At 47.5% G+C, this 12,316-nt stretch carries 9 protein-coding genes; 1 reads left to right on the top strand and 8 read right to left on the bottom strand.

Features of this window, described 5'->3' with window-relative positions; genetic code table 11:
* Positions 1 to 66: 66 nt before the first annotated feature.
* Together BMW65_RS14090 and BMW65_RS14085 are read right to left on the bottom strand one after the other, a co-directional pair.
* Positions 67 to 624: an RNA polymerase sigma factor gene (locus BMW65_RS14090; protein ID WP_090606308.1), complete on the bottom strand. Its 558-nt coding sequence runs from the start codon at positions 622 to 624 to the stop codon at positions 67 to 69.
* A gap of 175 nt (positions 625 to 799) precedes the next feature.
* On the bottom strand, positions 800 to 1,216 hold the full coding sequence (locus tag BMW65_RS14085) for a hypothetical protein (protein ID WP_218145414.1): 417 nt from the start codon (positions 1,214 to 1,216) through the stop codon (positions 800 to 802).
* 85 nt (positions 1,217 to 1,301) lie between these two features.
* Between BMW65_RS14085 and BMW65_RS14080 the strand changes: the two genes are divergently transcribed.
* Positions 1,302 to 2,666, top strand: a complete 1,365-nt coding sequence (locus tag BMW65_RS14080; RefSeq protein WP_090606307.1) for a methyltransferase RsmF C-terminal domain-like protein — start codon at positions 1,302 to 1,304, stop codon at positions 2,664 to 2,666.
* Here BMW65_RS14080 and BMW65_RS14075 read toward each other — a convergent pair.
* The 6 genes from BMW65_RS14075 to uvrA form a co-directional block, all read right to left on the bottom strand.
* Complete coding sequence (locus tag BMW65_RS14075; protein WP_090606305.1) at positions 2,661 to 3,989, bottom strand: PhoH family protein; 1,329 nt, start codon at positions 3,987 to 3,989, stop codon at positions 2,661 to 2,663. The genes BMW65_RS14080 and BMW65_RS14075 overlap by 6 nt on opposite strands.
* Positions 3,990 to 4,697: 708 nt before the next feature.
* A complete protein-coding gene (locus tag BMW65_RS14065; RefSeq protein ID WP_090606302.1) occupies positions 4,698 to 5,822 on the bottom strand; it encodes an endonuclease/exonuclease/phosphatase family protein in 1,125 nt (374 codons plus the stop codon).
* Entirely contained in the window at positions 5,822 to 6,697 is an 876-nt protein-coding gene (locus BMW65_RS14060; RefSeq protein WP_090606300.1) for a rhomboid family intramembrane serine protease, read from the bottom strand. The genes BMW65_RS14065 and BMW65_RS14060 overlap by 1 nt, the downstream gene beginning before the upstream one ends.
* A 104-nt stretch (positions 6,698 to 6,801) precedes the next feature.
* The gene (locus BMW65_RS14055) at positions 6,802 to 7,533 is read right to left on the bottom strand and encodes a rhomboid family intramembrane serine protease (RefSeq protein WP_090606298.1); all 732 of its coding nucleotides are present in this window, start codon (positions 7,531 to 7,533) and stop codon (positions 6,802 to 6,804) included.
* 17 nt (positions 7,534 to 7,550) lie between these two features.
* Positions 7,551 to 9,374: a DNA mismatch repair endonuclease MutL gene (gene mutL / locus BMW65_RS14050; protein ID WP_090606297.1), complete on the bottom strand. Its 1,824-nt coding sequence runs from the start codon at positions 9,372 to 9,374 to the stop codon at positions 7,551 to 7,553.
* Between the two features lie 10 nt (positions 9,375 to 9,384).
* The gene (uvrA, locus tag BMW65_RS14045; protein WP_090606295.1) at positions 9,385 to 12,243 is read right to left on the bottom strand and encodes an excinuclease ABC subunit UvrA; all 2,859 of its coding nucleotides are present in this window, start codon (positions 12,241 to 12,243) and stop codon (positions 9,385 to 9,387) included.
* Between the last annotated feature and the right edge of the window lie 73 nt (positions 12,244 to 12,316).

Genomic DNA, 12,316 nt, shown 5'->3' with positions numbered 1-12,316 from the left:
GGCAGTCTCCGCCTTTAATATTATAAACGAATAGGTCGTGAGGAAGGACTATTGAGATTTGTTTTTTTAGGAATAAATCATACCATGTTGGGTAAAGCGGAGTTTCAGCGTCCTTAATGCGCTGACCATGTGGTTCCTTACCGTATTGGGAGAAATCTGAAGCCGTTCGGCTATTTCGTCATACGAGAGCCCCTCATCCCTGCTTAGCGTGAAGACCAGCTGCTGCTGCATCGGTAAGGCATTGATGGTTTCTCGTGCAAAACGATTGAGATCTTCAAAAAAAACCGCTTCTTCGGTATTGTTTGTGCTGTTGGCTACAGATTTTTTCGCATAATCTGAGGCATTGGCTTCTACCAATTTTTTCCGGAAATGGTCTATGGCAAGCCGCTTGGCCGTCAGGTAAAGATAAGGGTACAGTGGTTGCTCAGCATCCAGCTTCTGCCTGTTCAGCCACAGGGAAACAAATGTTTCCTGCAAAAGCTCTTCGGTCTTCGCTGTGTCCTTGACCAAGGCCAATATCATCCGATAAATCTGCCCATGCAGCTGATCATAAATCGCGCGAAAAGCAGCTTCCTCCCCATCCCGCAAACGGGTAATCAACGCTGGATCGACAGGAGTAGACATAGCAAACAATAACCTAATTAATTTTGAATTGCAGGGTTATCCTTGGTATCAACAAACTTAATGTTGTTTTTTAAACCACACAAGGATATGTTTCACAAACAAAAATAGCGGGGTTAACTAAAGTTAATATGCAATTCGTATTAAGTTTATGTTAGCAGGACAAAGGCGTGTCATTTCAAGGTGTAACGTCAATTTTTTCCACAGCTTCCGCAGTGTGTCTTCCGGCCGCCGGCAAAAGGACAAAATAATAATAGGAAATAAAACCGATGCCAAAGCTGAATGGTATGGCTGTATAATAACGAAGGAAATCGTATTCCGGCCAGAAAAACTCGAAGGTCATCCACGTGCAGTTGGCGCATATCCAGCATAAAATGGCCAAGTTGTGGTACAGCTCGCTTTTGATGTATCGGGTCTGGATGGTGATCCGGACGGCTAATAACAGCGTTGGAATAATCATCACCATTCCCAATGGCTGCCAAAGCATCGCCCAGCTGATGTCTTTGATTAACCAAAAGACAATGTGCAAATTTTCCGTAAAACGGAAGCGGGCAGGGACTTGGTAGACGGGTTCTTCCATGAGCGGTGGTTCCATGTATTGATTCTTTAAGATCCGAAAGTATTTCTTTTCATGCATATACGCAAGAGGGTAGCCATTAAATCCTTAAGTTTGTATCCACATGAGCAACATCATACCACCTGCGTTAGTTCGCCGATTAGGCAACCTGGCCGGGTTTGACACTGTGGCTTTTGAGGCCATACATGAACAGGAAGGAGGCATTACGTCCATCCGGATTAATCCGGCGAAGGCAAATAACGTGGATACCGCATCCCTTGAACGTGTGCCTTGGTGCGACAAGGGGTTTTACCTTGCACAACGGCCTGTATTCACGCTGGATCCGCTATTCCATGCCGGCTGCTACTACGTACAGGAAGCTTCCTCCATGTTTATTGCCCATGCGATAAGCAAGCTGGCATTGGACGAGCGACCCTTGGTAGCATTAGACCTCTGTGCCGCACCCGGCGGTAAGAGCACGCTGCTGAATACGTACCTGCATCCAGATAGCTTGCTCATCGCCAATGAACTCATCAAGACCCGGGTGACCACCCTGGCCGACAATCTTGTTCGCTGGGGGCATACCAATACCGTTGTCACGAACAACGATCCGTCGGCATTCAGGCATTTGCCCGGCTACGTGGATATGCTGTTGGTGGATGCCCCTTGTTCAGGTTCGGGCATGTTCCGCAAAGACCACGCGGCCATCGCCGAATGGTCTGAAGGAGCCGTGATGCTGTGCAGCGAACGCCAGCGGCGCATCCTTGCTGATAGCCTGCCCACACTGAAGGAGGAGGGCATCCTTTTGTATTCCACCTGTTCATATTCGGTGGAAGAAAACGAAGAGATAGCCGATTGGCTATGTGATACGCAGGGCATGGAGCCGATCGGTATCCCGATAGACGAGGGCTGGGGAATCGAACAAACACTATCGGAAAAACATGCCTGCCCAGGCTACCGCTTTTATCCGCACAAGTTGCGCGGAGAGGGTTTTTACCTTGCGGCTTTCCGCAAAGTTGCCCCGCAGTCTTCCTTTGATCAGCGTAAGGTAAAAACGGAAAAAGCCCTTGCACCCATGGTGCTAACAAATTGGCTTGCTGAAAGCGACGCTTTCTTTTCGTTTACGGTAGGAGACGACCTGCACATCTTGCCCAAGGGACGTGAGGCGGATCTGCGTATCCTGCGGGATATGCTCTACTTGCGCAATGCTGGCACACGCGTGGGTCGCCCGGCCAAAGGCGAACTTATCCCTGCACATGATCTGGCATTGAGCAACGCACAGCACCCCGACCTTCCCCAACTGGCATTGGATAAAGAATACGCCTTGGAATACCTCCGCAAAGGCAATCTTCCTGCAATGCATGATCCGAATGGCCCCAAGGGCTGGGCACTGGCTTCCTATAAGGGCACGCCCTTAGGCTGGGTGAAGGTACTTCCCGCCCGCATCAACAATTATTACCCCAAAGAATGGCGCATTGCCACGCTATAACAAATCATTCGCTAAATTGGCCAACTCGCTACGTTCGCCCTTTTGCAGGGTGATGTGGGCGTATAGGGGATGGTTTTTCACATTTTCGATGAGATACGACAGTCCATTGCTTTCGGCATCAAGGTAAGGCGTATCAATTTGATAAATATCGCCCGTGAAGACAATTTTGGTATGTTCACCCGCCCGGGAAATAATCGTCTTGATTTCATGGGGCGTCAGGTTCTGGGCTTCATCTACAATAAAGAAAATTTTGGTAAGCGTGCGCCCACGGATGAAAGCCAACGGCGTAATCGCTATTTTTTCCGTAGCAATTAGTTCATCTATCTTTTCAAGCATCTTTTCATCATCCGCATATTGCTCTTTGATGAAACGGAGGTTGTCCCAGATAGGAGCAAGAAACGGATCCGTTTTGGATTTAGCATCCCCCGGCAAAAACCCAATTTCTTTATTGCTCAATGGGATAACCGGACGCGTGATATAAATTTGCCGGTAATTCTTCCGCTGCTCCAACGCGCTCGCCAATGCCAGCAGCGTCTTTCCCGTGCCCGCATTGCCTTGGATACTCACTAAGCGGATAGCGGGGTCAAGCAGGGCATGGAGCGCGAACGCCTGCTCCGGATTTCTGGGCTTGATGCGGAATACCGGGGCTGTTGATACCGGGGCTAATGTCTGCGTGCTTTTATGGTAAAAAGCATGAAACGTCTTACGGTGTTGCTTCAGCACATAAAATTGATTGGCTCCAATGTGATTGAAGGGCATATTTTCCACGGCTATGGTTGTCCGGTTTTTCAGGGCCTCCACCAACTCGTCAGGCAGATCCCTCCGTACGGTCTTGCCGGTATAGAGCTCCGCTACATTTTTTATCTTTCCTGTTTCGTAATCTTCTGCCATCAGGTTCAACGCCTTTGCTTTAAGCCTTAAACAGATATCCTTTGAAACCAAGACAACCTTCTTTTCCGGGTTTTCTTCCATCAGAATAAGTGCGGCATTGATGATCTGATGGTCATATTTTTCATTCCCAAAGATCGCCGCTGCGTCAGTACGCTGGGGATTCCCTGAAAGGATGACCCTGAATTTTCCTTTGGTTTGCCCATTGAGATGCACCCATTGGTTGATGAGTTTTTTCTTGGAAAGACTATCAATCAATCGAATAAAACCACGGGCTTCGAAATTCCTTGTTTCATTGCCCCCCTTCATATTGTCGAGTTCTTCAAGTACCTGTATTGGAATAGCCACGTCATGCTCCTGAAAATTGTTCAGCGCATTGTGGTCATACAAAATGACCGAAGTATCTAACACAAAAATTTTGCGGGATGCCGCCATCAGTAACCTACTTTCCTTATCCAAATGAAGGTATAAAAATACGACTTTTTCTCGTGACGTTTTTTAAAAAACGGGGGTTTAAATGACGAAAACAACTGGACATAGCGACAAACTTAACACTAAATTGTTGATAAGTTTACTTAACCAACATGTGGATAAGATAGATTTCTATTTGCAATTAATACCTTATTCAACCCAAAACGGCGCATATAGACCCCGAAGCATTGTTGATAAAAGCGGCTTCAAAGGTGGAAAACTTGTTAACAAAATAAATCACTTTTCCTTGACACCGATACTTTTTGTTCTTACCTTAGTCAATATCAAGTACGGAGTTCTTTGAATCGCCCATAATAAAGTATCCAAGATGGAGTAATGCCGAAAGGCTGTTATTCCGGATGGCTTTAGCGATGGATTGGCTCTTAGCGGTATCATGCCGATGGAGATTTGTTCGCTGCCTTGAAAAAGGAGCAACCCAATCAAAACATACGCAGTGGATTTTGTGCATTATCGCAGTCCCCACGGGGAAAGCAACGAATGGCAAAATTGCATCATGTAAATGCAGCCTCTTGGCAAGCATAGGACAGATGCCGACAATGACTAAGACTTGATGCCTAAATTACAGCTACGGTTGTAATTAAGGTTAAAAACGGAGGATTCAAATCGAAAGAGGCGGTTCTCCGTTTTTTGTTATCCCTGCCCTTGTTCCAATCAAAACTGCACGTCAGCCCACACGGGATAATGATCCGAAAGCTTTGCTTTGATGATTTGATAATGATGTATCTTAAATTCCTTGCTTGCCAAAATATAGTCGATTTGGAAATTAGGAAAATCCCCATTATAGGTAACCCCCCAGCCTCGTCCCTTTTCATGGAAAGCATTCTGTAATCCCGCGGAAACTTTGTTTACCGAATAAGATAAAGGTGTGTCGTTAAAATCGCCGGCAATAATGTATGGGGTTTCACAAGCCCTGCTATGTTCGCGCAGTATCTCGGCCTGATCACTCCGGGCATTGAACGCATGTTTCAGGCGCGATCCGATGCGTCTGGTAGAGGCAGCATCTTTTTCGATGGTCTTTGATGGCCTTTTTATAAAATCATAGTCTTCTTTCTGGAAGCCGAACGAACGCAAGTGGACATTGTATACCCGGAAAATCTTGCCGCCTTTATCAATATCTGCGTAGATAATCCGATTCACGCCAAGTTCATGTTGAGGCAAATAGCCAGAAGCAACAATGGGGTAGCGCGAAAATATCGCAATACCATAAGCTTCATATTCGTTTTCTGCTGTAGGAGAAATGTAATGGTAAGGCGTTTTGATTTTCCGTTCAAATTCTTTAACCATTTTATACCGCCCTTTTTGGCGGGTATAGTATTCCTGGATACATATCACATCAGGAGAAATGCTGTCCATAAGTTTCATGGCATCCTCCCAAATGGTAAGCTCGGTATCTTGCTGTTCGAAAGCCCTGAAAAAATGCACATTATAGGTCAACAGCCGGACATGGGCGGCATCCGGCGTAGCAACTACCGCTTCGGGCACTTTGCTGTTGAAGCCTACATGCTTGCTCAATGTGCCCCAACCCAATAAAATGGCCAAAAAAGAAATGGCTGCGTAACGGGCCCTCAATGTCAGCCAATATACGATAAACACGATGTTGATGATCAGCAAGGGTAGGTAAGCAATACCAAAAAAGGCACTGGGCCAAAAGGCTTTTGGATTGATAAACGGAGCCGAATAACTTAACAGCAGCGCTAAGACTGCAAGGAAATTGGCGAATAAAACAGACTTACCGAAAAAATTCAGTGCTTTCTTGCGACGTGGTTTCGATACCATCAGTACTCATTTTGGCCCTGTTTGCTGGCTTTAAACAAGGCTTCTTTCTCGGCTTTGGTAAGGCTTTCATAACCGGATTGCGAAATTTTGTCCAAAATCCGATCGATGACTTCCTGATTGGGTACCAAAGGTTCTTCGTATGGGGGCGCATCATTCCGTACAACACGTAATTTTCTTTTCTTACGTTCAACGCCCAAAATACGGCTCCAGTCTTGCCCGTTCTGTAATCGTTTGATGTATACAAAGCCGAACAATGCCCCGCCAATGTGTGCGATACTTCCCCCAGCATTAAACCCGCCAATGGCCAGCACATCAATAGCAATAAATGCCAATGCCAGGTATTTCAGCCTTACATTGCCAAAAAACAGCATCCGGATGGTGTAGTCTGGCAATAGGGTTGCCGTTGCAAACACGATGGCGCTCACACTGGCCGACGAACCAATCATAACTGTTCGGAATGCTTCTGCTTTAAATATAGGTATTAGGTTAAAGGCCAGTAGGTAAAGCAGCCCGCCCGCGAGCCCCCCGGCGAGGTACACGAAGGTGAATTGCCGCTTTTTGAGAAAATCAAGGAAAATAATACCCAGCCAAAACAACCATAGCATATTGAAAAGCACATGGAACAACCCCTGTTGTGTAAACATGTAGGTGGCAATGGTCCACGGCTTATATAGCCATGCCGTTATTGATGCCGGAAGCTGCAGCCATGACATCAAATAACCGGACAACGGGATGTCCGTAAAACGTAGGGCAGTAATCAGCGATAGCATATTGATACCAACAAACACCAAAATGTTGATAGCAATAAACAGATATAAAGGACTTCCTGAACGGAAAGCCTTATCCCATAGACCGCCAATCCATGACCTTTTCATCGCTGTGCTTCCTGTGTAATTTCCAGATAACAGTGGCTAATATAGCAAAAATTTTTTTTAATCGTTTTCATCGAAGATATAACAAAATCAGCGCTTGTTTCATTTTACCAATAATTGGGCCGCCTGATTCCCCATAACTTGATGAGCAAGAATCCGAACAATGCGCCGCCAATATGTGCAAAATGCGCAATGGATGTGCCCGTGCGCGATATACCCAAATAGAGCTCGATAAGAATCATGACCGGAATAAAATATTTCGCCTTAATAGGCACCGGCAGAAAAATCAACATCAACGGGGTGTTGGGAAAGAGGTAGCCAAACGCGATCAAAAGCCCATATATAGCGCCGGAAGCTCCCACCATGGGGGTATTATAAATAGATACCAGTTTTTCAAAACTTCCCTGCGTCAATTCAGGATGGTTGCCATGCACCACCCCCTCAAGCATATCGAAGCGCAGCCAACCCCTGGCGACTACCGTGCCCGTTATCTGATAAACCTCTGCGGCCTGTACCGCAAATTGCAACACCAACGCGCCAAGGCCGGTAATCAAATAATAATTCAAAAATCGCTTGGAACCTAACACCTGCTCCAATACCGGCCCAAACATGAAAAGCGCAAACATATTGAAAAAAATATGCATAAACCCGCCATGCATAAACATGTAAGTAACAACCTGCCATATTTTAAAGAAAGGTGAATCCGGATAGTATACGCCGAAAAAACGGTTGGCCTGTTCGAAAATCATTGTGCCAACAAAGCAAATGATGTTAATGATAAGCAGATTTTTGACTACCGGGGGTAGCCCTGCAAAAGGAGATGCGGAGTTGTTATACATGGTTATTCATTATTCAATTAGTTGCGCTCGAAGCGCGCTGATAGTTCTTGCAATGTAAAAGTAAGGATTATCGGTTTGCCATTCAATGACACATTTGGCATCTCGCAGGCAAAGAGCCGATCAATCAGTTCGACCATATCATCAACCGACAGTGCCATACCGGGTTTGATAGCGGCATGCCGGGCCAAGCTTCTGGCCAGTTTTTCACGTTTCGGAAGTTTCAATTCTGCTTGGTTGTTTTTATAGTCTTCCAGCAGTTGTTCCAATACCTGCCGTTCGTTTACACCGGATGTCAAGTCTGCTGGGATACCTTCAACGACAAACGTATGCTTTCCAAACTCCCTGATCTGGAAACCCAACGCCTGGATGTCTGGAAGTAAATCGGTAATCAATTGGAAATCCGAGCCGGTAAGCGCGATAGTCTGTGGAAACAAACTTTGCTGGCTTGCACCCTGTCGGTTTTCAAGTTGCTGGCAAAACTGCTCAAACAAAATGCGCTCGTGTGCAGCTTGTTGGTCAATTAGGATAAATCCCGAGTGGATCTGCGAAATAATATAGCGGCTATGTAGCTGGAAGGGCTGTTTCTTGGGCGGCTGAGTATATTCATTGGATAAATCATCTTTTCCATGAAGCGTTAGTTGGGTATCTGCGGCCTTTTCCGTGATTTGATAAAGGGTGTCCCAATTTTGTGGGATAGCTGCCGACTGCGTCCCGCCACTGGGCTTCCCGCGGTCAAATGGATTAAAATTGGGATTAAAGGTAATGGAAGGCGGAGTGATTTCTTCCAGCGGCTTCGGACTGATCATATTGCTGAAACCGGTTTCCTGATTGAAATCAAGCGTAGGTGTAATGTTATAGCGCCCCAGTGAACGCTTTACCGCCGATTGCAAAATCGCATAGATCGCCCGTTCATCTTCGTATTTGATTTCCGTTTTGGTGGGGTGGACATTGATATCAATTTTTGCCGGGTCGATTTCTATAAACAAGACATACAGGGGGAAACTGTCCGACGGCAGGATGCCCTCGTAAGCCTTGACGATCGCATGATTGAGATAGGGGTCTTTCACAAAGCGGTTGTTCACGAAAAAAAACTGCTCCCCCCGGGTTTTCTTCGCAAATTCAGGTTTTCCAATAAAGCCCTTGAGGTTGATAATGGTTGTTTCTTCCTCCACCGGTACCAGCCGTTGGTTGTAGCCGTTTCCAAATACATGCACGATACGTTGCTTCAGGCTTTCACCGGGCAGGTGAAACAGCTCTTGGTCGTCGCTATGGAGGCTGAAAAAAATATGCGGGTATGCCAAGGCTATCCGCTGGAATTCATCCACAATATGGCGCATCTCAACCGGGTTGCTTTTAAGAAAGTTGCGCCTCGCCGGAATGTTGTAAAACAGGTTTTTCACGCAGATGCTGGTGCCTGCGGCAAGGCCTGCCGGTTCTTGCCGTACCACTTCGGCCCCTTCAATTTCAATCAATGTGCCCAGCTCATCTTCTACACGACGGGTCTTGAGTTCGACATGCGCAATAGCCGCGATGGAAGCCAGCGCTTCCCCGCGAAATCCCATGGTACGGATGGCAAACAAATCCTCCGCCTTGCGGATTTTGGAGGTCGCATGACGCTCAAAACACAACCTGGCATCGGTCACGCTCATGCCACATCCGTTGTCTATCACCTGGATGAGCGATTTACCGGCGTCCTTCACAATCAGCCTGATCTTATCGGCCCCGGCATCTATGGCATTTTCGATCAATTCCTTCACTGCGGACGCCGGACGTTGTACCACCTCTCCTGCGGCAATCTGGTTGGCTACGGCATCCGGCAACAGTTGGATAATATCTGACATGCCTGCGAAGTTACGAAAACGTCCCTACTCCCCGCATTTCTTGTTCAAGAAAGCGTGCTGTCTGGCTCCTTTTGCATTGAGTCAGGTCTTCGGGCGTACCGCTAAAAAGGATTTCTCCACCACCTGCGCCCCCCTCAGGGCCAAGATCCACTACCCAATCGGCCACTTTGATGACATCCAGGTTGTGCTCAATCACCAATACGGTATTTCCGCGATCTACCAACCGATTGAGCACTTCGAGCAATACATTCACATCTTCAAAATGAAGCCCTGTCGTCGGCTCATCGAGGATATAAAAGGTCTTTCCCGTATCTTTCTTGGAGAGTTCCGTGGCCAGTTTCACGCGCTGCGCTTCGCCTCCGGACAATGTTACGGACGATTGGCCCAACGTGAGATAACCAAGTCCCACGTCTTGCAAGGTCTTGATTTTACGATATATCGATGGGATATTTTCAAAGAAGGAAACCGCCTCATCGATGCGCATATCGAGCACATCACTGATGGATTTGCCGCGATAGCGTACCTCCAGCGTTTCACGGTTGTAGCGCTTGCCATTGCAGGTCTCGCAAGGCACTTGCACATCCGGCAGGAAATTCATTTCGATGACCTTCATTCCCGCACCTTGGCAGGTTTCACACCGTCCGCCCTTTACGTTAAAAGAAAAACGCCCGGGCTTGTAACCCCGAATTTTGGACTCGGGCAGTTGCACAAAAAGCGCCCGGATATCCGAAAAAACGCCCGTATAGGTAGACGGGTTAGAACGGGGTGTACGGCCTATGGGGGTCTGGTCTATCTCGATGACCTTATCGACATGTTGCAATCCATCGAGCTTCTTATAGGGTAGGGGAGTCTTTTTTGCCCGGAAGAAATGTCGGTTTAAGATGGGATACAGCGTTTCTGTAATCAAGCTGGACTTGCCGCTTCCCGATACGCCGGTAACGACGATAAGTTTGCCCAACGGAAAGTCAGCGGAAACATTGCGCAGATTATTACCGGAGGCACCGGAAAGATGTAGTATGTGGCCGTTGCCCGCCCGCCGTTTTGCCGGTACAGCGATGGCCTTTGTTCCGTTGAGGTATGCCGCAGTGAGTGTATTAGCAGATTTGATGGCTTCGGGTCTGCCCTGTGCCACCACCAGCCCACCATGTGCGCCTGCTGCAGGACCCATGTCGATTACATAATCGGCATGGAGGATCATATCCTTATCGTGCTCCACCACCAATACGGAATTGCCGATATCACGCAGGTTTTTCAAGGCCTTGATAAGTCGTTCGTTGTCGCGCTGGTGCAGCCCGATACTGGGCTCATCCAAGATATACAACACATTGACCAGCTGCGAGCCAATCTGGGTGGCCAGCCGGATACGTTGTGCCTCCCCACCGGAAAGTGTTTTTGCTGTACGGTCAAGCGTCAGGTAATTGAGTCCCACATCCAGCAAAAAGCCCAATCGTGCGCGGATCTCTTTCAGGATTTCCGTAGCGATGATGAGCTGCCTTTCATCCAGTAGCTGCTCGACAGCGTCAAACCATGCCGCCAGCGTGGTAATATCCATTACCGCCAGCTCGTGGATGTTTTTGCCACCTATTTTAAAGTGGAGCGACTCTTTCTTGAGACGGGCACCCTGGCACACCGGGCACACTTTCTGTACGCGGTAGTCATCCAGGTTCTGCCCGCTGACGCCGAGCCGTTCATTTTGTTCTTCAAGCATTTTGAAAATGCCCTCAAAGGTAATCTTATAATCCTTCGTATTCCAGCTACTATAAGTGACCGGTACGGTGATATCTTCCTCCGCACCATACAACAGGGTATCGAGTTGCTTGTCTGAGAGCTTTTCGATGGGAGTAGTTAGGGAGAAATCGTATTTTTTGGCAATGGCTTTCAGTACCTGAAAATTCCAGGTATCACGGTATTCGCCAAGCGGGGCTAGCCCACCTTTCACGATACTGAGCTTTGGATCCGGAATGACCGCATGGCGGTCTATTTCGTATACGTATCCCAGTCCGCCACAATGTGGACAAGCACCATAAGGTGAATTGAAGGAAAATGTATTGGGTTGTGGCTCGTCATAGGAGATGCCCGATTCTGCATCCATCAAATAACGGCTGTAGAAGTATTCGTTGTTGGCCTTGTCGCTGACCTTGATGATGCCCTTCGCCGCCTTCATGGCCTGCATCACCGATGTGTAAAGCCGTTTCCGATCCTTTTCCGAGACCATAAGCCGATCAACGACCATTTCGATATCGTGGATTTTGTACCGGTCGACCTGCATTTTAGGGGCGATGTCCAACAATTCACCATCCACGCGCACCTTCACATAACCCTGTTTGCGGATCTGCTCAAACAGCTCGCGGTAGTGACCTTTGCGGCCCTTCACCACGGGCGCCAGTACATTGATTGCTTGCCCCTCAAACTGTTGGATGATGCGGTCTACGACCTGATCTTCCGACATGCGTTCCATCTTTTTTCCCGTCACGTAGGAATAGGCCTCCCCGGCACGGGCAAAAAGCAGGCGCATAAAATCATACACCTCGGTGATCGTCCCTACCGTAGAACGGGGATTCTTGCTGGTGGTCTTTTGTTCAATGGAAATCACGGGGCTAAGTCCCGAAATTTTGTCTACATCCGGGCGTTCCATGCCCCCCAGAAACTGGCGGCTGTATGCACTGAATGTTTCCATATACCGGCGCTGGCCTTCTGCATAGATGGTGTCAAAGGCCAGCGACGACTTGCCGCTACCGCTTAAGCCGGTTATGACCACCAATTCATTACGAGGAAAGCTTACGTCAATGTCCCTGAGGTTATGTACTCGTGCGCCAAAAACTTGTATTTCATGTTGTTCACCCAAGTCGGGCGTCGTTTGTTTCGTCATTTACCCTAATCAATAAAAATCATGTGGTAAGCAAAAATACACATTTTTTGTGAATTTTATTAGTAAAGGAAAG

It is taken from the genome of Parapedobacter koreensis, from assembly GCF_900109365.1.
GTDB lineage: Bacteria > Bacteroidota > Bacteroidia > Sphingobacteriales > Sphingobacteriaceae > Parapedobacter > Parapedobacter koreensis.
Note: the sequence above shows the minus strand (reverse complement) of the source record. Positions and strands in the feature narration are given on the sequence as shown.